This is a genomic window from Rhodopila sp. (assembly GCF_035548095.1).
Taxonomy (GTDB): Bacteria; Pseudomonadota; Alphaproteobacteria; order Acetobacterales; family Acetobacteraceae; genus Rhodopila.
In genome coordinates, this window is the sequence record NZ_DASZUV010000020.1 from 281,944 (window position 1) to 305,543 (window position 23,600).

22 protein-coding genes and 1 pseudogene are annotated in these 23,600 nt (G+C 66.9%); 12 read left to right on the forward strand and 11 right to left on the reverse strand.

What is annotated here, in order from left to right:
• The first annotated feature begins 105 nt into the window (after positions 1-105).
• Positions 106-609 carry a flavin reductase family protein gene (locus VHC04_RS15790; RefSeq protein ID WP_325682957.1) on the forward strand — a complete coding sequence of 168 codons (504 nt, stop codon included), beginning with the start codon at positions 106-108 and terminating at the stop codon, positions 607-609.
• On the opposite strand, the gene hpnK is transcribed toward VHC04_RS15790, so the two are convergent.
• The 5 genes from hpnK to VHC04_RS15815 are packed head-to-tail and all read right to left on the reverse strand — an operon-like array spanning position 597 to position 7,055.
• Positions 597-1,475, reverse strand: coding sequence for a hopanoid biosynthesis-associated protein HpnK (gene hpnK / locus VHC04_RS15795; protein WP_325682959.1), 879 nt, complete (start codon positions 1,473-1,475; stop codon positions 597-599). The two genes, VHC04_RS15790 and hpnK, sit on opposite strands and share 13 nt — an antisense overlap.
• Positions 1,472-2,899 (reverse strand): hopanoid biosynthesis associated radical SAM protein HpnJ, encoded by a 1,428-nt coding sequence (gene hpnJ / locus VHC04_RS15800; RefSeq protein WP_325682960.1) that lies wholly within the window; start codon positions 2,897-2,899, stop codon positions 1,472-1,474. The genes hpnK and hpnJ overlap by 4 nt, the downstream gene beginning before the upstream one ends.
• 24 nt (positions 2,900-2,923) lie before the next feature.
• Entirely contained in the window at positions 2,924-4,147 is a 1,224-nt protein-coding gene (hpnI, locus tag VHC04_RS15805; RefSeq protein ID WP_325682961.1) for a bacteriohopanetetrol glucosamine biosynthesis glycosyltransferase HpnI, read from the reverse strand.
• Positions 4,148-4,199: 52 nt separating this feature from the next.
• On the reverse strand, positions 4,200-6,176 hold the full coding sequence (gene dxs / locus VHC04_RS15810) for a 1-deoxy-D-xylulose-5-phosphate synthase (RefSeq protein WP_325682963.1): 1,977 nt from the start codon (positions 6,174-6,176) through the stop codon (positions 4,200-4,202).
• Positions 6,177-6,188: 12 nt separating this feature from the next.
• Positions 6,189-7,055 carry a polyprenyl synthetase family protein gene (locus VHC04_RS15815; protein ID WP_325683078.1) on the reverse strand — a complete coding sequence of 289 codons (867 nt, stop codon included), beginning with the start codon at positions 7,053-7,055 and terminating at the stop codon, positions 6,189-6,191.
• Between the two features lie 365 nt (positions 7,056-7,420).
• Here VHC04_RS15815 and ispH point away from each other — a divergent pair, with 365 nt between their 5' ends.
• The 3 genes from ispH to VHC04_RS15830 all read left to right on the forward strand — a co-directional run bounded on the left by ispH (position 7,421) and on the right by VHC04_RS15830 (position 10,086).
• Positions 7,421-8,353: a 4-hydroxy-3-methylbut-2-enyl diphosphate reductase gene (gene ispH, locus VHC04_RS15820; RefSeq protein ID WP_408903821.1), complete on the forward strand. Its 933-nt coding sequence runs from the start codon at positions 7,421-7,423 to the stop codon at positions 8,351-8,353.
• A gap of 15 nt (positions 8,354-8,368) precedes the next feature.
• Positions 8,369-9,529: an adenosyl-hopene transferase HpnH gene (gene hpnH, locus VHC04_RS15825; RefSeq protein WP_325682965.1), complete on the forward strand. Its 1,161-nt coding sequence runs from the start codon at positions 8,369-8,371 to the stop codon at positions 9,527-9,529.
• A 233-nt stretch (positions 9,530-9,762) separates the two neighbouring features.
• Positions 9,763-10,086, forward strand: a complete 324-nt coding sequence (locus tag VHC04_RS15830; RefSeq protein WP_325682967.1) for a hypothetical protein — start codon at positions 9,763-9,765, stop codon at positions 10,084-10,086.
• Between the two features lie 220 nt (positions 10,087-10,306).
• Here the strand turns inward: VHC04_RS15830 and VHC04_RS15835 are convergent.
• The 3 genes and pseudogenes from VHC04_RS15835 to VHC04_RS15845 form a co-directional block, all read right to left on the reverse strand.
• A pseudogene (locus VHC04_RS15835) lies at positions 10,307-10,582 on the reverse strand (BrnA antitoxin family protein); the annotation flags it as partial.
• A 157-nt stretch (positions 10,583-10,739) separates the two neighbouring features.
• Positions 10,740-12,281, reverse strand: a complete 1,542-nt coding sequence (locus tag VHC04_RS15840) for an acetolactate synthase large subunit (RefSeq protein ID WP_325682971.1) — start codon at positions 12,279-12,281, stop codon at positions 10,740-10,742.
• A 201-nt stretch (positions 12,282-12,482) separates the two neighbouring features.
• Positions 12,483-12,896 carry a nuclear transport factor 2 family protein gene (locus VHC04_RS15845; RefSeq protein ID WP_325682973.1) on the reverse strand — a complete coding sequence of 138 codons (414 nt, stop codon included), beginning with the start codon at positions 12,894-12,896 and terminating at the stop codon, positions 12,483-12,485.
• Positions 12,897-13,085: 189 nt separating this feature from the next.
• On the opposite strand from VHC04_RS15845, the gene VHC04_RS15850 reads away from it, so the two are divergent.
• The 5 genes from VHC04_RS15850 (at position 13,086) to VHC04_RS15870 (ending at position 17,458) form a co-directional block, all read left to right on the forward strand.
• Complete coding sequence (locus tag VHC04_RS15850; RefSeq protein ID WP_325682975.1) at positions 13,086-13,715, forward strand: pyridoxamine 5'-phosphate oxidase family protein; 630 nt, start codon at positions 13,086-13,088, stop codon at positions 13,713-13,715.
• 9 nt (positions 13,716-13,724) lie between these two features.
• Positions 13,725-14,696, forward strand: a complete 972-nt coding sequence (locus VHC04_RS15855; RefSeq protein WP_325682977.1) for a 2-hydroxyacid dehydrogenase — start codon at positions 13,725-13,727, stop codon at positions 14,694-14,696.
• Between the two features lie 2 nt (positions 14,697-14,698).
• Positions 14,699-15,661 carry a 2-hydroxyacid dehydrogenase gene (locus VHC04_RS15860; protein ID WP_413789121.1) on the forward strand — a complete coding sequence of 321 codons (963 nt, stop codon included), beginning with the start codon at positions 14,699-14,701 and terminating at the stop codon, positions 15,659-15,661.
• A gap of 2 nt (positions 15,662-15,663) precedes the next feature.
• Positions 15,664-17,151 (forward strand): M81 family metallopeptidase, encoded by a 1,488-nt coding sequence (locus VHC04_RS15865; protein WP_325682981.1) that lies wholly within the window; start codon positions 15,664-15,666, stop codon positions 17,149-17,151.
• Between the two features lie 118 nt (positions 17,152-17,269).
• Positions 17,270-17,458 carry a hypothetical protein gene (locus VHC04_RS15870; RefSeq protein WP_325682983.1) on the forward strand — a complete coding sequence of 63 codons (189 nt, stop codon included), beginning with the start codon at positions 17,270-17,272 and terminating at the stop codon, positions 17,456-17,458.
• Between the two features lie 123 nt (positions 17,459-17,581).
• On the opposite strand, the gene VHC04_RS15875 is transcribed toward VHC04_RS15870, so the two are convergent.
• From VHC04_RS15875 to VHC04_RS15885, 3 genes are read right to left on the reverse strand one after another with little or no spacing between them, the layout of a single operon-like run.
• Complete coding sequence (locus tag VHC04_RS15875; protein ID WP_325682985.1) at positions 17,582-18,889, reverse strand: heme biosynthesis HemY N-terminal domain-containing protein; 1,308 nt, start codon at positions 18,887-18,889, stop codon at positions 17,582-17,584.
• Positions 18,889-19,854, reverse strand: a complete 966-nt coding sequence (locus VHC04_RS15880) for a COG4223 family protein (RefSeq protein ID WP_325682987.1) — start codon at positions 19,852-19,854, stop codon at positions 18,889-18,891. The genes VHC04_RS15875 and VHC04_RS15880 overlap by 1 nt, the downstream gene beginning before the upstream one ends.
• Complete coding sequence (locus tag VHC04_RS15885) at positions 19,851-20,561, reverse strand: uroporphyrinogen-III synthase (RefSeq protein WP_325682989.1); 711 nt, start codon at positions 20,559-20,561, stop codon at positions 19,851-19,853. The genes VHC04_RS15880 and VHC04_RS15885 overlap by 4 nt, the downstream gene beginning before the upstream one ends.
• A 117-nt stretch (positions 20,562-20,678) precedes the next feature.
• Between VHC04_RS15885 and tsaD the strand changes: the two genes are divergently transcribed.
• From tsaD to VHC04_RS15900, 3 genes are read left to right on the forward strand one after another with little or no spacing between them, the layout of a single operon-like run.
• Positions 20,679-21,758, forward strand: coding sequence for a tRNA (adenosine(37)-N6)-threonylcarbamoyltransferase complex transferase subunit TsaD (gene tsaD / locus VHC04_RS15890; RefSeq protein ID WP_325682991.1), 1,080 nt, complete (start codon positions 20,679-20,681; stop codon positions 21,756-21,758).
• A complete protein-coding gene (locus VHC04_RS15895; protein WP_325682993.1) occupies positions 21,755-22,576 on the forward strand; it encodes a 23S rRNA (adenine(2030)-N(6))-methyltransferase RlmJ in 822 nt (273 codons plus the stop codon). The genes tsaD and VHC04_RS15895 overlap by 4 nt, the downstream gene beginning before the upstream one ends.
• A gap of 23 nt (positions 22,577-22,599) precedes the next feature.
• On the forward strand, positions 22,600-23,595 hold the full coding sequence (locus VHC04_RS15900) for an NAD(P)H-dependent glycerol-3-phosphate dehydrogenase (protein ID WP_325682995.1): 996 nt from the start codon (positions 22,600-22,602) through the stop codon (positions 23,593-23,595).
• Positions 23,596-23,600: the final 5 nt, after the last annotated feature.

Here is a 23,600-nt window from a genome sequence, read left to right on the forward strand (position 1 = left end):
CCCGCGCGCCCGGCTCGACCGTCCGCTTCAATCCGTCCGCTCCCGTGCCTGGGCAATCCGGCAAGCGCGGTCTAAGGTTCCGGCTATCGGATTTCGGAGGAACCCATGGACGCTGATGCCAAGAAGACTGCGCTTCGCATGATCCCTTATGGGATCTACGTGCTGACTGCCGATGACCACAAGGGCAATGTCGGCGCCGCCACCGTGAACTGGGTGACCCAGGCTTCCTTCGCCCCACCGCTGGTGGTGGTTGGCGTGAAGGCGGATTCCGGCGCGCATACCGTGGTGAAGGGTACCGGCAAATTCTCACTGAATATGCTGGGCAAAGACCAGAAGGGCATCGCGTTCGGCTTCTTCAAACCGGCAAAGGTCGAGGATGGCAAGCTCTCCGGGCAAGCTTTCCATGCCGGTGCGAACGGCACGCCGATCCTCGACGACGCCATTGCCGCGGTGGAATGCACGGTGAAGCAGGTGGTGGAGATGGGCGACCACAGCATCGTCATCGGCGAGGTAACCGATGCTTACGTGATGAAACCGCCCGCCGGCCGGCCGGATGCCGCCATCCTGGAGATGAAGGACCTGGGCGATACCGTCTACTACGGCGGCTGAGAGTCAGGTGGCTGCGGCACTTCTTCGTTCCGCCAGTGCCGCACCGCTTCACCGACCGCGGGATCCAGCAGGGTCGCGAGTTCGGCCTCGTGCTCATAGTCCGGCATCAGCCGCTCGATCGTCGGATCGCGCCGCGCGGCCGGATGAAAATAGATCTCGTTTTGGCCGGCCGGTAGAAGCCGCAGCAGCCGCTCGACCCGACCGGCCGTCATGTGCCCACTCCAGCCCAGACCGAAACAGGCATCGTTGGTCGCCACGCCCGCTCGGCGCGCCTGTCGCCGCAGCAAACCCGTCCAGCGGTAGAGCAATCTGTCGCCCAGTCGTACCTGGGTGCCGCAGGCAGCCATGACGGCTGGCGGTTCGGCGGGAACGCGGATGTGGCGCAGACCGAACTCGCGACCGATCCGCAGCATCATCGCACCCACGGTCGGATGCAGGTGCATGTGCTTATGCGCGTTGGCATGATCCAACGGCAGGCCCGTCGCGGCAAAGGCGTCGAATTGGGCCCGGATCTCCGCCGCCAGTTGCCGCCGCACCCGCGGGCGAAAGAAATAGGCGACGCCGAGGCCAAGCTGGTGCGACGGAAACTGTCCGGCAGCATCGACGAGATCGGGAATCTCAGCCGGCGGCAGCACTGCGGGTCCCTCGATCACCACCAGATGCAGACCGACAAGCAAGCCTGGATTGGCGCGAGCGATCCGCACCGCGTCCGCTGCCGCCGGCGCGGCGACCATCAGGCTCGCCGCCTGCAGCACACCGTCGCGAAAGGCGCGCTCGATCCCCTCGTTCACCGCTTCGGACAGTCCGAAATCATCGGCGGAGATCGTCAGGGAGCGCCGCCCGACGCCCCCGTCCACCCGCTTCACGCGGCCTTGTGACGCTCACGCAGGAACTGGAAGAACTCCACACCCTCCCGCAACCGGCGCTTCATCATCTGCGGACTGCGCACCATCTCATTGACAATCGAGGCGATCTTGGGCGCACGGAAATAGAAGCGCTTGTAGAATGTCTCGACATTGTCGAAGATTTCGGTGTGGGACAGGTGCGGATAGTGCAGCGGGGCGATCTGCACGCCGCTGTCATCCACCAGTTCGGCATGCTCCGCATCCAGCCAGCCGTTTTCGACCGCCTGGTTGTACAGAAAGGTGCCCGGATATGGCGCAGCCAGGGACACCTGGATCGTATGCGGATTGATCTCGGTGGCGAAGCGGATCGTTTCCTCGATCGTCTCCTTCGTTTCACCGGGCAGACCCAGGATGAAGGTGCCGTGGATCTTGATCCCCAGCTCGTGGCAGTCCTGGGTAAAGCGGCGCGCCCATTCGACCCGCATGCCTTTCTTGATGTTGTGCAGGATCTTCTGGTTGCCGCTCTCGTAGCCGACCAGCAGCAGCCGCAGCCCGTTGTCGCGCAGGACCTTCAGCGTCTCCCGCGGCACATTCGCCTTGGCGTTGCAGGACCAGGTCACACCCATCTTGCCCAGCTCCCTGGCGATCGCCTCGGCCCGCGGAGCGTTGTCGGTGAACGTATCGTCGTCGAAGAAGAATTCACGCACCTGCGGGAACATCGCCTTGGCCTGGCGGATTTCCTCTGCAACGTGCCCCGGTGAGCGGACGCGGTAGCGGTGCCCGCCAACCGTCTGCGGCCACAGGCAGAAAGTGCAGTGCGACTTGCAGCCTCGGCCCGTGTACAGCGACACGTACGGATGCATCAGATAGCCGATGAAATAATCCTCGATCCGCAGGTCCCGCTTGTAGACGGGCGTCACGAACGGCAGTTGGTCCATATCCTCCAGCGTCGCCCGTTCCTGGTTGTGAACGATGACGCCGGCCTTGTTGCGGTAGGAGATGCCGTCGATATCGGCCCAGTCCCGGCCTTCGGCGATCTCCTTGATGGTGAAGTCGAACTCGTTGCGGGCGACGAAATCGAGGACGCTACCCTGCGCCAGGCTTTCGGCCGGCTGTACCGCGACCTTGGCGCCGACGAAGCCGATCTTCAGCGACGGGTTGGCGGCCTTCATCGCCTCGGCGACCTTCAGATCGGAGGCAAAGGAGGGGGTGGAGGTATGCATCACGCACAGCTCATAGTCCTTGGCCTGACGGGTCACCGTCTCCAACCCGATGCGCGCAGGCGGGGCATCGATCAGCTTGCTGCCGGGCACCAGCGCCGCGGGCTGGGCGAGCCAGGTCGGGAACCAGAACGACTTGATTTCGCGTTTCGCCTGGTAGCGGGAGCCGGCGCCGCCGTCGAAGCCGTCAAAGGACGGCGGGTGCAGGAACAGGGTCTTCATCATGATGTGGCTTCCCTCGGGCGGGCGCTAGGTTTTGTCGAGACGGACAGATGGCGGCGGGGTGTCCGCTATCAAGTCGTGGCCGCGCCAGTCAACCTTCCGGCTGACAAAACTGCCCAGCAGCACCACGACCGACAACAGGTCCCGCAGCGGCAACAACCAGACCGGCGAGGCGACCGCATAGGTCAGCGCCGGGCCGCCGGCTTCGCCCTCTCGGCGCAGCCGGCGTTCAATGCCACCGTCCAGTGCCACCGCGATCATCATCCGGACCGCCCAGGCGACGCCGAAGACGGCGATGGACCAGAGGGTGAAACCGGTCAGGAGCAGCGGAAACAGCGCCCAGAACAACGAAAACTGCAGGATCGACGCGCCGAAACCGGCCGCCTCCAGTGCTCGGATCGTGCGGGCCCAGCGCAGTTCGTGCCGGAACAGCGCACCCCAGGTTGTTTCTGGCACCGTCGTCAGCACCAGCGTGTCCGCCAGCACGACGTCCAGGCCCAGCGCGCGGATTTTGCGGCCCAGTACCGCGTCGTCCGCCAGATGGGCTACCAGACCCTGCAATCCACCGATCCGATCCAACTCTGCCCGGCGCAGCGCCATCGTCGCGCCCAGGCAGTCCTGCCGTCCCATGCGCCGAGCCAGCAGCGCCCCGGGAAGGAACGTGTGGGTGATCTGCATGGCGCCGAACCGACACGGCATGGCGGGAAAGGCAGGCAGCCCGGCATACAGGACCGTGGCCAGCCCTGCCCTCGGACGCGCCAGCGCCTCCGCCAGCCGGTTCAACAGGTCGGGCGCCGCATGCACGTCGGAATCGGCAATCACCAGCACATCATGCTTGGCATAGGGCAGCATATTGATCAGATTGCCGACCTTGCGGTTGGGCCCGTGCAGGGTCGGGTCCACCACCACATCGATATCGACGTGAGGAAATTGCCGCCGCAGCGCCTGGGCGACCGGCACCGCCGCGTCCGTTTCGCTGCCCACCCCGAACAGCACCTGGACAGCCGGATAGGCCTGGCGGCAAACGGATGCCAGAGCCTCCGCGAGCAGCGGCTCATCCCCGTAAAGCGGCTTCAGGATCGTCATCGGTGGCTGGGCAGGCGGCTCCGTGCGCGGGGCGGCCAGAAACCGGTCGGCCAGCCACCAGCCGATGATCGACTGCACGAGCCCCAGGGCGGCAAGCACGGAGGCGGCGATCGCCACCACGACACTGATCGTGACGGCATCGCCGCTGAACGGATCGCCGCTCATGCGCTCGCGCCGCGTGGCGCGTGACCATCGGACAAGAAGCAGGCCTGCACCGTCAGGCCTGCGCTGGCACCGTCAGTACAGGGGCGGTGCCGATCGCCGCCAGGGCGGTGGCGACGATGTCCTTGACCGCCAATCCGGCCTCGGCGAGTTGCTTCGCCTGCGAGTCATGGTCGATGAACCGGTCCGGCAACACCATCGGCCGCAGCTTCAGCCCGTTGTCCAGCAGACCTTTCCAGGCCAGATGCTGCATCACCTGGGCACTGAAGCCGCCGATCGAACCCTCCTCGATGGTGATCAGCACCTCATGATGCCGGGCAAGCTGTTCCACCAGCGCGGTGTCGATCGGCTTGGCAAACCGGGCATCGGCCACGGTCGTCGGAAAGCCGCGGACGGCGAGTTCATCGGCCGCCTTGAGCGCATCAGCCAGCCTGGTGCCCAGGGAGAGGATGGCAACATTCTTCCCCTCCCGCAGCAGGCGCCCCTTGCCCAGGGTCATGACCTCGCCCTGGGTCGGCAACACCACGCCTGTCCCCTCCCCACGAGGGTAGCGGAAGGCGCTGGGACGGTCATCGATGGCAACGGCGGTGGCGACGGAGTGGACGAGTTCCGCTTCATCGGCCGGCGCCATGATGACCATGTTCGGCAGGCAGCCCAGATACGTGATGTCGAACGACCCCGCATGGGTCGCGCCATCCGCGCCGACCAGCCCGGCGCGATCCATCGCCAGCCGCACCGGCAGCGACTGCAGCGCCACGTCATGCACGATCTGGTCGTAGGCCCTCTGCAGGAAGGTCGAATAGATGGCGCAGAATGGCTTCATGCCTTCGGTCGCCATGCCGGCTGCGAAGGTGACGGCGTGCTGCTCCGCGATGCCCACGTCGAAGGTACGGTCCGGAAACGCCTTGGCGAACCTGTCCAGGCCTGTGCCCGATGGCATGGCGGCGGTCACGGCGACGATGGCCGGGTCCTGGCGAGCCTCCTCGATCAGGGCATCGGCGAAGATCCGGGTGTAGGTCGGGGGGCCCGGAGGCGCCTTGGCCTGCTCGCCGGTCACGATGTTGAACTTCGAGACACCGTGATATTTGTCGGCGGACTGCTCCGCCGGTGCATAGCCCTTGCCCTTCTGCGTGATCACATGCAGCAGGATCGCGCCGGCCTCGTCCGCCTCGCGCACGTTGCGCAGGACCGGCAGCAGGTGTTCCAGGTTGTGCCCGTCGATCGGGCCCACATAGTAGAAGCCCAGCTCCTCGAATAATGTGCCGCCGGTCAGGATGCCGCGGGCATATTCCTCGGCGCGACGGGCAGTGCGCTCGATTCCCTTGGGGAAGCGCTTCACCATCTTCACCGCCAGGTCGCGCAGGGAGATGAAGCTGCGCGACGACATCAGCCGGGACAGATAGGCGCTCATGGCGCCGACCGGCGGGGCGATCGACATGTCGTTGTCGTTCAGGATGACAATCAGCCGGGACTTGATGCTGCCGGCGTTGTTCATCGCCTCATAGGCCATGCCGGCGCTCATGGCGCCATCGCCGATGACGGCGACGACATTGCGGTCATCCGGCGCCAGCCCCGCCGCCACGCGCTCCGCTTCCGACGCCGCCTGATATCGCGCGTTCTTCAGATCGCGTGCCACCGCCATGCCGAGGCCGGCGGAGATCGAGGTCGAGGAGTGCGCGGCCCCGAACGGGTCATATTCGCTCTCGGAGCGCTTGGTGAAACCGGACAGGCCGCCACCCTGCCGCAAGGTCCGGATTCGGTCGCGCCGGCCGGTCAGGATCTTGTGTGGATAGGTCTGGTGGCCGACGTCCCAGATCAGCCGATCGAAAGGCGTATCGAACACGGCGTGCAAGGCCACCGTGAGTTCCACCACCCCCAGGGAGGCGCCCAGATGCCCCCCGGTGATGGACACGGTGTCGATCGTCTCCGCCCGGAGCTCATCAGCCAGTTGCTTCAGTTGCTCGATCGAAAAATTGCGCAGATCGGCGGGATGGGCAACGCGGTCGAGCAGCGGTGTGGGTAATGCGTTCATCGGAACTCCTGCTCAACTTCGCCTGGCGACGACGAATGCCGCCAGCGCGCGCAATGTGTCCGCCCGGTCGCCGAAATCCCGCAAGTGATCGGCGGCCTGGCGGGCCAGCATCTCGGCATGGGCCTTGGCCATCTCGGCGCCCAGCACGGCGACCATGGTCGCCTTCCCGGCGGCCTGGTCCTTGCCGGCGGTCTTGCCGATCTCCGCCACGCTGCCCTCTATGTCCAGGATGTCATCGGCAATCTGGAAGGCCGCACCGAGGTCACGGCCATAGGCGGCCAGCAGATGCCTCTGCTGACTGCTGGCTCGACCCAGGATGGCACCGGCTTCGGCGCTGTACTGGATCAAACGGCCGGTCTTCAGCGCCTGCAGCCGGGTGACGGCGGTGGCGGACAGCTCCTGCCCCTCGCTGACCATGTCGATCATCTGGCCACCGGCCATACCCTTCGCCCCGGCGGCCGCGCCCAGCGCCGCCACCAGCTCACACCGCGCCTGCGGGTCGGAATGAGTGTCCGATTCGGCCAGGATCTCGAAGGCCCGCGTCTGCAGTGCATCGCCCGCCAGAATCGCGGTCGCTTCATCGAACGCCTTGTGCGTGGATGGCTTGCCGCGCCGCAGATCGTCGTCATCCATCGCCGGCAGATCATCGTGCACCAGCGAATAGGCGTGCAGCATTTCGACCGAGGCGGCAACCCGAGCTGCCGAGGTTTCGGCGACGCCGAACAAGGCCGCGCTTTCCATCACCAGGAAGGCGCGCATCCTCTTGCCGCCGCCCAGGGTGGCATAGCGCATGGCTTCGCCCAGACGCCCTTCCATGCCCTCGGTATCCGGCAACAGTACGTCCAGCGCCTGCTCCACCACCTCCGCGGCGCGGGTCATGGCCTGCGCCAGGCTGGCGTCCTTCGTCCGGTCGATGCTTGTCGGCGCCACTCTCTGCCTCACGAACCTGACACTCTCCAGATGGAGAGCGAATCGATTTTCGATACCACGCTGCCCGTCATGACGCAGTGTCACGCTCGCGCGATACGTGCAAATGTGGCAAATCTGCCACGAACCGCCGCCGCGAAGGGCGGCTTCCCGCTCGGCGGTGGCCAGGATCGGGCAACGCACCATCTGCCAGATGCATGCGGCGTTGCAGCCTCTGGCCCGACCTGCCATATGCCCCGGGAGATATCCGACTCACGCGGTCCGGAATGCGCTTGACCGGCAGTGAACAGGCCGGTTGCAGCTTGGAGAAAGGCTGAATGATTACCGTCGTCCTCGCCCAACCACGAGGATTCTGCGCCGGCGTCGAACGCGCGATCGAGATCGTGGAGCGGGCACTGCGGAAATATGGACCTCCGATTTATGTCCGGCATGAGATTGTGCACAATCGGCACGTGGTGGAAGATCTGCGCAAACGCGGCGCCATCTTCGTGGATGAGCTGGATGAAATTCCCAGGGGTGCGATCACCGTGTTCTCGGCGCATGGCGTGGCGAAGCGCGTGGAAGAAGCCGCCGCGGAACGGGGCCTGCCGGTGATCAACGCCACCTGCCCGCTGGTTGCCAAGGTACACAACGAAGGCCGCCGCTACGCGGCGCAGAACCGGGAGATCGTGCTGGTCGGCCACGCCGGCCACGCCGAGGTGGAAGGCACGATCGGCCAGGTGCCCGCCAAGGTGCATCTGGTGCAGACGGTGGAGGACGTGGCGACGCTGGAGGTCGCCGACCCCGACAAGCTGGCCTACATCACCCAGACGACCCTGTCGGTGGATGACACGCGCGGGATCATCCAGGCGCTGAAGGACCGCTTCCCGAACATCGTCGGCCCGGACGTGCGCGACATCTGCTACGCGACGCAGAACCGCCAGCAGGCGGTGCGCGACCTGGCGCACACGGTCGACCTGCTGCTGGTGGTGGGATCAAGGAACTCCTCCAACTCCAACCGGCTGCGGGAGATCGGACAGGAACTGGGCAAGCCGTCCTATCTGATCGATGACGCCCATGCGCTGGAAGCCGCGTGGTTCGAGGGCATCCGGACGGTGGGACTCACGGCTGGCGCCTCGGCCCCAGAGACGCTGGTGCAGGGCGTCTTGGACGGGTTGCGACGGATCGATACGATCGAGGTCACCGCCCAGGACGGCGTGGCCGAGGATGTGCGGTTCCGCTTCCCCGCGGAACTCGCGGACGTCGAATAGAGGATACCAGACAGCATGGCCGTTCCGCTGAACCAGGCACTGCGTGTCGGCGCCTATGTCGTCAAGCAGCACCTGATGGGCAACAAGCGCTACCCCCTGGTGCTGATGCTCGAACCGCTGTTCCGCTGCAATCTGGCTTGTGCCGGCTGCGGCAAGATCGACTACCCGGCGGAAATCCTGAATCAGCGCCTGTCGGTTGCCGAATGCATGGAGGCGATCGAGGAATGTGGCGCCCCGGTGGTGGTGATCGCCGGCGGCGAGCCGCTGCTGCACCGGGAAATCGATCAGATCGTCGAGGGCGCGATCGCGCGCAAGAAGTTCGTCATCGTCTGCACCAATGCGCTGCTGCTGGAAAAGAAGATGGACCTCTTCAAGCCCAGCAAATGGTTCTCCTGGTCGGTGCATCTGGATGGCAGCCGGGCGGAGCACGACATCTCGGTCTGCCAGGCCGGGGTTTACGACAAGGCGGTCAAGGCGATCGCCGAGTCGAAGCGGCGCGGCTTCCGGACCATCATCAACTGCACGCTGTTCAACACCGCGGAGCCCGAAAAGGTCGCCGCCTTCTTCGATGATGTGATGGCGATGGGGATCGATGGCATATCGGTCTCCCCCGGCTATGCCTATGAACGTGCCCCGGACCAGCAGCACTTCCTGAACCGGACGAAGACCAAGGAGCTGTTCCGCGGGATTTTCCGCCGGCAGGGAAAAGGCAGCTGGAAAGGCAAGTGGGCGTTCAACCAATCATCCATGTTCCTGGACTTCCTGGCCGGGAACCAGACTTTTCGTTGCACCCCATGGGGCAACCCCTGCCGCACCTATTTCGGTTGGCAACGACCCTGTTACCTGCTGGGGGAGGGTTATGCGAAAACCTACAAGGAGTTGATGGAAACCACCGAGTGGGATCGCTATGGCGTCGGCAACTACGAAAAATGCGCCGACTGCATGGTCCATTGCGGTTTCGAGGCGACAGCAGTGCGCGAAACGATCCAGCGCCCGTGGCGGGCGGCGGCGCAGGCAGTTCGCGGCATCCGCACAGAGGGCCCCATGGCGGCCGACATTCCGTTGGATAACCAGCGGCCCGCCGAATACGTGTTCAGCCGCCATGTCGAGCAGGCGCTGACACGCATCCGGGCTGGCAAGAAGCCGCGGGACGAGATTGCCGACGCGGCCGACTGAGGCGCCGGAGGTTTGGCCTGGCGTTCCTTTGTCGCCTCCGAGCCACACGACACCGACCAATGTATTCAAGTGTCTCGCGAGGTTAACGATTTGTTAACCTTTGAAGGATATGGTTCGCCCCAGGCGTCCTCATAGGCAGGTAACACATAGCTCCCATTTGATTTCAGGCCTTTTTATTCCCGACCCTGTGCGCTCCTTCCGCCACGACTCTTCAGACCGTGCATTTCAGCGACATGTTTCAGAACGACCCCGATGAGGACGCCGCCTTCCTGGATGACGATGCGCTGGTGGCCGCCTATCTGCGGCCCTACACCACGCAGGATACGGGCGCTGAAGCCATGCGGCGCCTTCCCGACTGGCCCCCGCTGACCCGGCGTGAGCCCGGCATCACGATCGATCCGGATGTTCTGGCGTGGTTCAAACGCCATCACGCCGATTGGCGGCGGGAAATCCGGCTGGTGCTGAAGGGATGGGTCGCTGCCCAATGCCGGCCTGGACCCGAGTCGCCTGCCGTCTCGCGGCGGCTGCCGGCGCCGGGCAAACCGCATTCGCATTGACCCGATCGGGTCAGCCTCCGGCGTCATGCCGGCAAATGCCGGCCTGCCATGGCGAGCATGTCTGCCGACGCGCGTGTTCAAGAGATCGTGACCGCTCCAGCACCTGGAGCGGTCTTGTCAGCCCAGAAACGAATCAGCGCGCGCGCTTGCCATTCGTCGCGGCTCTCGATGTCTTGGCGCTGACGACATGCGGGCTGAGTTCCATCCCCTCCCGCGCATGCATGAACGCTTTCAGCACTTCGTTGATGCGAGTCTGGTAACCGGCGCCGAAGGCGCGGAAGAATCGCAGCACGTCAGCGTCGAGGCGCAGGCTTACGGCGAGCTTCGGTTCCCGCACATCGAAAACGAGATCGGTCGCCCAGTCGGGGCGCCCGTTCGCCAAAGCACCTTGTGGACCGGCCTTGGCCCCCATCGGGCGTCCACGGCCCCGTGCTGCAGCGCCGTTCGCTGGTCGAGCCTTTACGCCCGAACGTGTGCTACGTTCCGTCTTTGCCATCGTCATATCCTCCCTATTCAAGGCGGCCGGTTGGTTCCGGATTCAATCAACCAAGCGTCGCGATGACTTGACAACTACTCAGTCCACAGCGCGACGATCAGGGATGTACGCACGGATGTCGCTACAGTCAAGCACCGCATCACGCCGGTCCTGCCGGTCATATCAGCAATTCGATCAGGAACGGCCCTGACTGCTTGAGCGATTGCCGCAGCAGATCGGCAAACCCTTCGGCATTGTCGGTGCGCGCGGCTTCGACCCCCATCGATCCGGCCAGGCGCGGCCAGTCGATATCGGGATTCCCCAGATCCATCATGTCGAGCGCGGTACGGCCTGGATTGGCACCGACATTGGCGAGTTCGCCCAGCAGAATCTGATACTTCCTGTTCGACAGCAGCACCGTCGTGACGTCCAACTTCTCGCGCGCCTGCGTCCACAGCGACTGCACCGTGTACATCGCCGAACCGTCAGCCTGCAGGTTGATCACGCGGCGACCGGGCGCACCGATCGCCGCTCCCGTGGCCATCGGCATGCCGCCGCCGATCGCGCCGCCTGTCACGTTCAGCCAGTCATGCTGCGCGGCCGCCTTGGTATTGGCGAAGAAGCCCCGCCCGAAGCTGACCGATTCGTCGGCAATCACGGTGCCGTCGGGCATCAAGGCACCAACCGTCGCGGCCACGGCTTCCGGCGTCAGCGCCCCGCGGCCGATCTCCGGCCGGCTGCCGTTGTCCGGTGCGGCGACTTTCGGGCAGCCCAGCATGTCCGCCAGGCGTTCCAGCGCCTCGGTACTATCCTGCTCCGGCCGTGCGAGGACATGGATCTCCGCATCGTCCGGGATCGAGGATTGCGGCTTGTTGGGATAGGCAAAGAACGTCACCGGCTTGCGCGCGCCGGCCAGGATCAGCTGCTTCGTGCCGGCCATTGCCTTGACCGCGACATCCACCACGTAGGGCACGCGCTCCACCGCCAGACGTCCCTGCCCTCGCGCCATGCGGGCGTTGGAACCTTGGGCGATCACCCGGCATCCCGTCGCCGACTGGATGCGGTGTGCCAGCGCCAGGCCTTTCTCATGCAGCGCCACGCCACCCAGCAGCAGCACGATACCATCTCCGCCGCGGCGCAAAATGGCGGCGGCTTCCTCGATCTGGGCTGGCGCGGCCGTCGGCGTTGGCAGGCGCGGCAGAGCCTCGGCGACGATGCCTCCGTCGTTCCAGGACGTGTCGGACGGCAGGATCAAGGTCGCCACCTGGCCGGGTGCGATCATTGCGGCCTGCACTGCAGCGGCGGCGTCGGCACCCACCGTCTTCACATCCGTCGCCGTACGCACCCAGCCACCGACACCACGCGCCCAGCCTTCGGTGTCGGCGGTCAGCGGCGCATCCAGCGGACGATGATAGGTCGCCTGGTCGCCGACGATATTGACGACCGGCGTGGCGGCGCGGCGGGCGTTGTGCAGGTTCGCCAACCCGTTCGCGAGGCCGGGACCGCAATGCAGCAAAGTTGCCGCCGGCTTGCCGGCCATACGCGCGTATCCATCCGCGGCGCCGGTCACCACGCCTTCGAACAGGCCGAGCACGCAATGAATGCCGGGGATGCGATCCAGCGCGGCGACGAAATGCATTTCCGACGTGCCCGGATTGGTGAAGCAGGTCGTCACGCCGCTTTTCAGCAGCGAGTGTACAAGGCTTTCGGCGCCGTTCATTCAGACATTTCCCCCTTTTGGCCATTCACCCGGCCCGCCCGTCGTACATCCGATCACCGTACATCCGATTATCCGGACGACCGACGCCCCTGACCCGGTGATTCCGCCATCACGCAACAGCCTAGCCGCGCGCGTGGCCGCTGTCACGGCGCCAGATAGCCCCATATCCCGCCATCCCGTGACGCCCGGCGTCCAAGCCCGCTACTTCACATAGCGGTCGATCCGCCGGTGACGGAACAACCAGCGTCCGTCCTGGCGCACCACCGTGTCGTGATACGCGCCGCCCGAACCGATCACCGGGCCATCGGAGCTGTTGGCGGGACTATTCTGAAACAACAACCAGTTCGACCGCACCATGGCGGTATCGCCATGCAGGTCGATCACGATGTTGGTCGTCTGATGCACCCTCCGCGGCCGCTCCCCCTGGGCGATGGCGCGGGCCTGCGCGGCAATGCCGGCCCGGCCTGTGCCCGTGCCGAACGCTGTTTCCCACACGCCGTCCGGCGTGAACAGCGCCGCCATCGCCTCGAACTCATCGTTGTCGAGGTGGAAGCAATACGTCGCGAGCAGCTCGCGGATGGCATCCTTGTCGGCAAGGGTCTCAACGCTGGTCATGTCCGTCCCTCCGGCGGTTTGTCCATTGTCATCCCGGCCATCATGCCGTGATCCCGCTGCCCGACAAGCGCCGCGGTCGTCCTGTCTCATTCAGGCAACGCGGCAGAGGCCGCCTTGCGGCCGACGGCATTTGCGGGCGACACTGCGGCGCGGCAACATCCACCGTCGTTGGGGAGCTGGAGACGGAGCATGGACGCAATCGTCAACGACCACACCATCCGGGATGTCGAGACGCTGGAAGCCCTCTACGGCACGCCCGTCGGCGCGGCGATCGCCAAGGAGGTCGACTACATCCATCCGCACTACCGGAAGATGATCGAGGCCTCGCCGTTCATGGCAATCGCCAGTGCCGGTCCCGAGGGGCTGGATGTGACGCCGCGCGGCGATCCGCCCGGCTTCGTGCATGTGCTGGATGAACGAACGCTGGCTATCCCCGACAGGCGTGGCAACAATCGACTGGACACATTGCGCAACATTCTGCGCGACGACCGTGTGGCCCTGCTGTTCCTGATCCCGGGCATCGGAGAGACCTTGCGGGTCAACGGCCGTGCGCGGATTTCCATCGACCCGGACCTGATCGCACGATTTCCATTCCGCAACACGTTGCCAAGGTCGGTGATCGTGGTGCGGACGGAAGCGGTCTATTTTCAATGCCCGAAGGCCTTGATTCGATCGGAGCTGTGGAACCCCGACAAGCATATCGACCGCAGGTCGCTGCCCAGCACCGGGACGATCCTCGCCGATATCACACGCGGCATGATGGATGGCGAAGCGTACGACAAGGCTTATCCGGAGCGGCTGAAGCAGACGATCTACTAGGGCCGGATGATGAAGCATCGGCTGGTCCTGGCATGCCTGATGCCAACCGACGTGATTGCGCGGGCGCGCGCCGAGTTCGACGCGGTGGTGGTGGAGGGACCGGGCGACATGACGGTCGCCGAGGTGACCCGCGCGGCGGCGGATCATGGCGCCGAGGCGATCATGTTCACCAACACGCTGCCCTTGACGGCGGACGCGATCGCCGGCCTGCCGGATACGGTCCGCGTCGGCGCCACCAGCAGCGTTGGTTTCGACCATATCGATGTCCCGGCGGCCAGGGCGCGCGGCATCATGGTGACCAATACCCCCGGCGTGCTGGCCGAATGCACCGCCGACCACGCCATGATGCTGATGCTCACCGCGGCTCGACGCGGCTACGAGTACGACCGGATCATGCGGCAAGGATGGCGCCATCGCATCGGCCAGGGCGACCTGCTGGGCGTGCGCGTCACCGGCAAACGGTTGGGCATCCTGGGCATGGGCAGCATCGGCCGCGCCCTGGCGCAGCGGGCACGCGGCTTCGACATGCAGGTGCTGTACTCGAACCGCCGCCGTCTGCCGCCGCACCTGGAAGGCGGCGCGACTTATTTCGCATCGTTTCACGACATGCTGCCGCACTGCGATTTCCTGTCGCTGAACGCGCCAGGCGGCCCGGCCACCGACCGCATTCTGGATCGCCGCGCCTTGTCCCTGCTGCCGGATGGCGCGGTGCTGGTGAATGTCTCTCGCGGCAGCCTGATCGATGAGGACGCACTGCATGAGGCGCTGACCTCTGGCAAGCTGTTCGCCGCCGGTCTCGACGTGTTCAGGTCGGAGCCTGATTTCGATCTGCGCTTCGCCAGGCTGGACAATGTCTTCCTGTCGCCGCATGTCGGCAGCGCGTCCCGCGAGACGCGCAACGCCATGGGGTTCAAGGCATTGGACAATATTGCGGCGGTGCTGGCCGGGCGGCCGGCCATCGATCCGCTGTGGAGGGAATGACCGTGGCGAAGTCCGTTCTGCTGGCGACGAGACGCCTGCCGCCGGCCATCGAAGCCGAAGCGGCACGGGACTTCGATGCAAGGCTGACGCCATCCGAGACGGTGATGCCGGACCTGCTGGCCCAGGTCCAGGACGCTCAGGCGGATGCGATCCTGTGCTGCCCCGGCGATGTGCTGAACGCGTCGGTGATCGCCGCCTTGCCGGCGTCCGTGAAAGTGATCGGCACATTCAGCGTCGGCTACGATCATGTCGACGTCGCGGCCGCGCAGGCACGCGGCATCAAGCTGTGCAACACGCCGGACGTGCTGAGCGTCGCCACCGCGGAATGCGCCATGCTGCTGTTGATGATGGCCGCCCGTCGCGCCGGCGAGGGCGAACGCCTGGTGCGGTCCGGACGATGGCGCGGCTGGGCGCCCACGCAGTTGCTGGGCACGCAGGTATCCGGGCGGAGGCTGGGGATTTTCGGAATGGGCCGCATCGGGCGTGAGCTGGCGCGAATGGCACGCGGCTTCGGGATGGAAATCCATTACCGGGACATGGCGCGCCTGCCGCCGGACCTGGAACAGGGCGCGGTATTCCACGACGATGACGACAGTTTCCTGCCGATCTGTCAGACCCTGTCGCTGAATGCACCGGGCGGCGACGGCACCCGGCACTGGCTGAACCCCGCGCGGATCGCCCGGCTGCCGCGAGGCACGGTGATCGTGAACGCGGCGCGCGGCTCACTGGTGGACGACGCGGCCCTGATCGCCGCGCTGCGCAGCGGCCATGTCGCGGCCGCCGGCCTGGATGTCTACAACAACGAGCCGAATCTCGATCCGGCCTATCTGACGCTGGAAAACGTGGTGCTGCTGCCGCACCTGGGCAGCGCCACGGTTGAGACCCGGGATGCGATGGGCCGGGTGGTGTTGTCCGGCATCGCCGCCCTGCTCGCGGGGCGGACCCCTGCCAATATGGTGACCTGAGCATGCGTATCGCTGTCGGTGGCTTCCTGCACGAAAGCCACTCCTTCGCCCCGCGGCCCACGACCTATGCGGATTTCCTCAGCCCCGGCGGCCTGCCGCCGTTCACCGCCGGCGACGAACTGATCGGCGCGATCCGGCCTCGATCGGTACCGCTGGCGGGTGCGATCGGGGTCGCCGAGGCAGCCGGGGCGACGCTGGTCCCGTTGGCCTGGGGCTTCGCCAACCCGGCCGGGCCGGTGGAGGACGAGGCGTTCGAGCGGCTCGCCGCGCGTATCTGCGCACCGCTGTCCGCGGCGCTGGATGAGGGCAGGCTGGACGGCGTCTACCTGGATCTGCACGGCGCGGCGGTGGTGGAAAGTTTCCCGGATGCCGAGGCGGAGCTGCTGCGGCGCGTGCGGGCGATCGTGGGCGAGGCGACGCCACTGACGATCAGCCTGGACCCGCACGCCAACCTGACGGCGGCGATGGTGCGGTTTGCCGACGCGGTCGTGCCGTTCCGCACCTATCCACATGTCGATATGAAATTCGCCGGGGCACAGGCGATGCGGCTGCTGCTGCAGCGGATCGAGCGCAAGACACCCTGGGCAAAGGCGTTTCGCACCCTGGATTTCTGGATCCCGCTGGGCAGCCAGTGCACGCTGATGCCGCCGATGCAGCCGGTCATGACCGAGCGCGCCGGATTGCAGGATCGGCTCGGCGCGGTCGAACTGGCCTTCTGCTTTGGCTTTCCCTACGCCGATTTCGACGGTTGCGGCGCCGCCATCGCCGCCTTCGCCGACACCCAGCCGCAGGCCGATGCCGCGGCAGACGCTTTCCTCGCCTTCGTCGCCGCGCAAGAAGCCAGTTTCGTGCAGGATACCCTGCCGTCGGCCGCCGCGGTGGCGGAAGCGAAACGGATCGCCGCCGGAGCCAAACGGCCGGTGGTGCTGGCCGATACGCAGGACAATCCGGGCGGTGGCGGCCACGGCGACACCACGGAACTGCTGAGTGAACTGGTGAAGCAGGGCGCCAAGGGCGCCGTCGTCTGCCTGATCAATGACGCCGAGAGCGCCGCCGCCTGCCATGCCGCCAGAGTTGGCGCAACGGTCGACCTCGCGCTGGGCGGCAAGTCGGACGGCATGCCGTTCCGCTGCAAGGCTCGGGTCGACAAGGTGACGGACGGTGTGTTCACGCTGACCGGCCCGATGGGCGCCGGCAATCCGGGCAATGTCGGCGACAGCGCGCTGATCGACATCGACGGCGTGCGGGTCATGGTCACGTCGCGGAAGATGCAGGCGCTGGACCAGGCGATCCTGCGTCATGTCGGTATCGAACCGGCCGAATGCCCGATCATCGCACTGAAGTCCTCGGTGCATTTCAGGGCGGATTTCGCTCCCATCGCGGAACAGGTGATCGTTGCAATCGCGCCTGGCCCGGTCGTGGCCGACCCGGCGGTGCTGAACTTCCGTCATGTCCGCGCGGACGTCAGACGCCGGCCACGCACGCGGTGAACAGCATTGAGGCCGACCTTCCGGGAGGCAGCGTTCTGGCAGGCAGCCTTCTGGGAAGGAAGCAGCCTTCTGGGAGGCCAGCCTTCTGGTCGCCGCCGGCATTTTCTCGGCCGGCCCGTTGGGACCGTACCTGCACCGGCTGCTGCCCACCGCCCATCTGATCGCCCGTCTGATCAAGGAATCGCCTGATGTCATCAAGCCGGCCGCCGGCATGCTGTCATCGGTGCTGGCTTCGCTGGTGCCGGGGCTGCTGATCGCCGCGGCGAACCGGCGGCGGAAGACCATGCCGTCGGGCTCGCGCTGCTGAACATGGTGCAGGCGGCGACCAGGAATACGCGGAAGAAACGAGTGCCGGATCGTCCATCGATCCGGGGAACGGCAACGGCCGTGACCCTGTCGCCAGGCCGCGGCACCGCGTACGCCGCGCCAGTCAGACCGACGGCACCGCCGCCGCATCGCCGGCAACGACACCCGGCAAGGTCAACACGGGGGAATCCGCCCGCCAGGTCAGCGTTCCGGCGGAGCCGCAGGACGGACAACGCGGCGTCCACGCCAGGGACACCGCACGGCAGTTGGCGCAATGCCATGCCGGGTCGGGGTCCGCGATGGCGGCGTGCCGCAACGCATCACGCTGAGCCGCCTGCCCCTCCTCAGTGCCGCCTTTCTCGATCTCGGCCAGTTCGGCGATCAGCAGCCACAGGCGGCGCTGGTTCATCCCCTCGGTCCTGGCCGCGTCGATCGCCTGGTGGGCTTCCGTCAGCTTTCCGGCCTCGATGGCGGTCCGCGCCACCAGCAACCGGCTCTCCGGATGGGTCGGGTTCGGCACCACCAATCGCTTCGCGGCTTCATACCGCGCCAACGGGTTCGGGGCCTTCGCCAGAGCCATCTCCGCGAGAGCGGGATTCGGCGCCTTCCGCCAGGCCTCGGCCAAGGCGCCAAGAGCCCGTCTTTCCTTGCCCGCTCGGCGCAGGCGCCGCGCGTAAGCCAGGACTGCCGGCGTGAATCCCGGATCGATCCGCCAGGCCAGCTTGGCGTGCGACAGCGCCTTGGAAGAATCGCTCTCCCCCTCGGCCGCGGCGACCAGATAGACGGCCCGCTGCCTGGGCTGATCGCACAGCTCCGCGGCTTCGGCCCAGGCATCGTTGTGCACCGCCAATTCCGCCCGTTGCTGCCGCAGCCAGGCGGTGCCGGGCAGCGCCGCCTCGGCCTCCCGGGCAAAGGCACTGGCGCTGGTCCAATCACGCCGTTCAATCGCCTGCCGCAGCAATCCGCGAAATCCCAGGAACTTCCCGTCGGGCCGCTTCGTCAACGCGCGATAGGCGGCTTCCGCCTCATCCTCCCGATTGCCCATCCGACCGGCCTCGGCCGCCAGCAGCAGAGTCTGTGGCGAGTCACCCAGCAAGTCCCGAACCCGCCTGGCTTCCCGGCGCGCCACCCGATCCTCGCCCGCGGCCAGGGCGACCAGCACCTGGGTGATCGCCCGCTCCCCATTGCGGACCTGCATGCGCCGGCGCCACGCCGAACCTGACCACGGCAGCGTGAACAGCCAGACCAGAATGCGCAGCACGATCACGCCGAGGATGAACGCGACGATCAGCGCCAGCACGGCGACCGACGCCGAGGTTTCGACCCGGAACGCCCCGATCGACGCACTGACATGCCCCGAGAGGTTTGCCAGTCCCCAGGCGATGGCGACGACGATGACACCGACGACCACCAGGCCGATGACGCGGCGCATCAGGCGTGCGCCGCCATGTCTGTCAGCGCCGCCCTGGCATCCAGCAGGGATTTCACCTGCGCCACCCAGTCCGCGCTCGCCTTCTGGGCATTGGCATCCATCTGGCTCATCGCCTTCAGCGCGGCGGGAAAGTCACCGGCCTGAACCGCCGCATCCGCCTGCGCCAGGGCGGCGGCCGTCGAGTGGCCGACTAGCACGTCATTGCCGCGACGCAGCGTCATCAGATCCTCCACCCGACCCAGGGCGCGGTCCAGCAACGGCTTGTCGCTCATGTCCACCCGGCTGGCCGCAAGCGCGGCCCGCTGGACCGCCGGGAAGGACAGCCGAAGCTGCGCTTCGGTCGGTGGCGGCTTGTCGGCAAATCGCGCCAGCGCGGGCGGGGCGTCGGCGAGGACGCCGAGGGGACGGCCATTGGAGAGGGCGATGGACGCGGCCTGGATCTTGATGAGCCGGTCGACGCGCGCCGCGGCGGTCGCCACCGTGGTGGTCGCCGCCTGCAAGGACGCGATCTTCGCATTGGCCGCGTCGAGCTGCTGCTTCAGCCCGTCAATGGCGGACTGGGTCCGCGCCGACAGCGCTTCGATGCGTCCGGCAGTCTGGTCCAGGCGCCCGGAGAGCTGGACCTGGTCGCCGATTCGACCATCCAGCGCGTCTATCCGTGCATTCACCTTGCCGATATCGGCCGCCGAGGGCGGCGCCGGCATCTGCTCTATCCGGCTCACGCGGGCATCGACCGCCTGAAGATGCTGGTCCACCGCCCGGATATGGTCGGCGCTGATGGCGACCTGGGCGGGGGTTATCGGAAACTGCCAGACATAAAACAGGGCCACAGCCAGCAGCAGGAAGCCGATGCCGGCCAGCCACCGCAGCGGGATGTCGGAGGCATTTATCCTCTGGGGCTGCAGCGAGACCGTTGGGGCCGCGGTCGGCGCCGATGGCGGGAGGTTCGCGGGACGATCACTCATGACAGCAGTGCCAGCATCGCATCCTGGTTGGGCTTCGCGGCGACGCTGATACGCCGCCAAGGCAGTGCGCTTAATGGCACGATTGCCCGGCCGCTGATAGCCACCGCCTCGACGCGCTTGACGGCGTCGCCGAGGCCGGCCTTGCGGACGAGCGTCACGAAATGGCGGGCGCTATCGGCGGAAAAGAACAGGGCGGCGCCGACATCCCCATCGGCCAGATGCCGCCGCGCCGCTTCCGGCAGCGCATCGGGCAGTTTCGCCCGATAGACCACGCGCCGGATCACCCGAAAGCCGCGGGCACGCAGGTCGCGCGCAAGCGCCTGGCCCTGGCCCTGGCCGGCGGGCAGAAAAAGCGGACCGGCCCGCGGATCCAGCATGGCGGCTACCAGCTCCGCCAGCGCCACGGCGTCGGCGCCCGCGCTATGGACATCCATGAACCCCGTCCCACGGGCCTGCATGGCGGTCGTATCGCCCACGGCGAAGGCCGGGCGTCCGTGGCAACACACCGGGCAAGAGCCGACCGCGTTGCGGCTGGTCAGCAACGTGCCCGCGATATGATCCAGCCGGCTGGGCGGCATGTCGACGGCCGCTATCTCCAGGACCGGCGCCACGATGGGCATCATACCCATCGCCTTCAGGCGCGCCGCGGTTTCCGAGGCGCCCGGTTCCGGCCGGGTGATCAGGATGCCGCGCACGGGATGGTGCAAGCAGGCGCCGCGACGGGACGGATGGCTGGCACCGGGCGCGCATCCGGGCTATCGCGACGCCGCCGGCCTGCCCGCACGCCGGCATCGGACGAGTCCGCGACCCCATATGAAGCCATCATGTTCGTAAACACACCGATGAAGCCGGTCCTCGGCATCGAAACCTCCTGCGATGAGACCGCCGTCGCCGTCCTGGATGGCACGGGCCGTGTGCTGGCTGAAGAGGTGCTGACGCAACGAGCCGAACATCAGGCTTTCGGCGGGGTGGTACCGGAAATCGCCGCCCGTGCCCATCTGCACTACCTGCCCCGCATGGTCCAGGATGTGCTGCGGCAGGCCGGGATCGGCATCGCCGATCTGGGCGCGGTTGCGGCCACGGCCGGGCCGGGACTGATCGGCGGCCTGATCGTCGGCACCCAGCTTGCCAAGGGCATCGCCCTGGCGGGCGGCCTGCCCTACCTGGCGATCAATCATCTGGAAGCCCACGCGCTGACGGCGCGGCTTCCCGACCTGGTGCCGGACGGCGCGCGATTCCCCTATCTGTTGTTCCTGCTCTCGGGCGGCCACTCGCAGTGCATCGCGGTGACCGGCGTCGGCCAGTATCACCGTCTGGGCGGCACGATCGACGACGCAGCCGGAGAGGCGTTCGACAAGGTGGCCAAGCAACTGGGCCTGGGCTGGCCCGGCGGCCCGGCACTGGAAAGGCTGGCGCTGGAAGGCGACCGCGCCACCCACATGTTTCCCCGCCCGATGCTGCGGCGGGAGGGATGCGATCTGAGCTTCTCCGGCCTGAAGACCGCGGTCATTCAGACCATCGCGCGCACCGCCGACGCCTCCCTGACACGTCGACAGGCCGCGGACATCGCCGCCGGTTTCCAGCAGGCCGTCGCCGACGTGCTGGCGGACCGCGCCGCCCACGCGATGAGCATGATGCGCCAACGCTGGCCGGCCGCGCGATTGCTGGTGATCGCCGGCGGCGTCGCCGCCAACCTGGCGATTCGCGATGCACTGACAGAAGCGGCGGACCAGGCTGGATACAGCCTGGTCGCTCCGCCGCTGCGGCTGTGTTCCGACAACGCCGTCATGGTCGCCTGGGCAGCCATCGAGCGCCTGCGGTTGGGCCTGACCGACCCGATGTCGATCGACGCCCGCCCGCGCTGGCCCCTGGAGACGTTGGCAGCCCGTCAGGCGCCGCCATGAACTATCGGCACGCCTTTCACGCCGGAAATTTCGCCGACTGCTTCAAGCACGCCCTCCTGGTCGCGCTGATCGAGGCTCTGCGCCAGAAGCCGGCACCGTTCAGCGTGTTGGATACCCATGCGGGCCTTGGCCAGTACGACCTGGAAGACGCCGCCGCACGCCGCACTGGTGAGGCGCGGCAGGGCATCCTGCGGCTGATGGACGCTCCCGCCACCGGACCACTGGCCGGGTATCTCAGCCTGGTGCGGCGGCTTGGATTGTATCCTGGTTCACCCCGCCTGGCCGAAGCCCTGCTGCGGCCGCAAGACAGGCTGGTTTGCTGCGATACACTGCCCGAGGCGGTGCACGCGCTGCGCCATCTGTTTCGCGCCGACCCGCGCGTCAGCGTGCACCACCGATCCGGCTGGGAAGCGCTGGGCTCATTGCTGCCGCCCCGAGAGAAACGCGGCCTGGTGCTGATCGATCCGCCCTATGAGGCGGCGGATGAGTTCGCCACCGTGGCCGAAGGCCTGGCGCGAGGCCACCGCCGCTTCGGCCACGGCATCTTCGCGGCCTGGTATCCGATCAAACATCTCGCATCCGTCCGCGGCTTCCTGGATATCGTGCGGGACCTTTCGATTCGGGACATCATGGCCGTGCATCTGTATCTGCGTGATCCCACCGACCCGGGACGGATGAACGGCTGCGGCCTGCTGGTCATCAACCCGCCGTACCGCTTCCCCGCGCAGGCCGGCCTTATCGCCGACGCCGTGTTGCGCGCGCTCGGCACCGCCGAACCGGGCGCCAGGACCGACCTGATCCGGCTGGCCGATGAGTAGGACCGCCATTGAGTAGGACCGCCATGACCAAAATCGCCGTGCTGGGCGCCGGTGCCTGGGGCACCGCCCTGGCGCTGCAGGCCTGCCGCGCGGGTCAGGCGGTCACCCTGGTCGCCCGCGATGCCGCCAAGGCCGGCCAGATGCGGCGCGACCGGCTCAACCCCAGGCTGCCCGGTGCTCTCCTGCCCGAATCGCTGCGGATTGCCGACGTGGCGCCGGTGGATGCCGAGTTGGTATTCGTGGCCGTCCCGACACAGCATATCCGAGCGAACATGGGGCGGATCGGCGGCACGGTGCCGCTTGTCGCGTGCGCCAAGGGCGTGGAGATCGGCAGCCACAAGCTGCCGTTGGAAATCCTGGCGGACGCCGCGCCGGACCATCCTCTCGCGGTCCTGACCGGCCCCAATTTCGCGCATGAAGTCGCCGCCGGCCTGCCGGCCGCCTCTGTCGTCGCCAGCACCGATGCGGCGCTGCGGGAAGCGGTCCGGCTGGCCGTCGGGACACCGACCTTTCGCCTCTACGGCAACGACGACCCGATCGGCGCTCAGCTTGGTGGTGCGGCGAAGAATGTCATCGCCATTGCCGCCGGCGCGGTCACCGGCGCCGGCCTGGGTGAGAACGCCCGCGCCGCGCTGATCACGCGGGGGCTCAGCGAGCTGTCCCGCCTGACCCTGGCGCTGGGCGGCAAGGCCGAAACCGTCATGGGCCTGTCCGGCCTGGGCGACCTGCTGCTGACCTGCACCGGCGCTGCGAGCCGCAATTTCAGCCTTGGGGTGAAGCTGGGCGAAGGCCACGACCTGTCGACCATCCTGGCCGCCCGAACGGGCGTGACCGAGGGCGTCACGACCGCGGCCGCGCTGGTCGCCAGGGCGGAAGCGGTCGATGCGGGAATGGTGCCCGCCAATGCCGGAAAGATCGACATGCCGATCTGCGAGGCGGTCGCCGCCTTGCTCGCGGGTACGCTGACCCTGCCCGACGCCATGCGGCAGCTTCTGTCGCGCCCGCAGCGCGACGAATAGCCGGT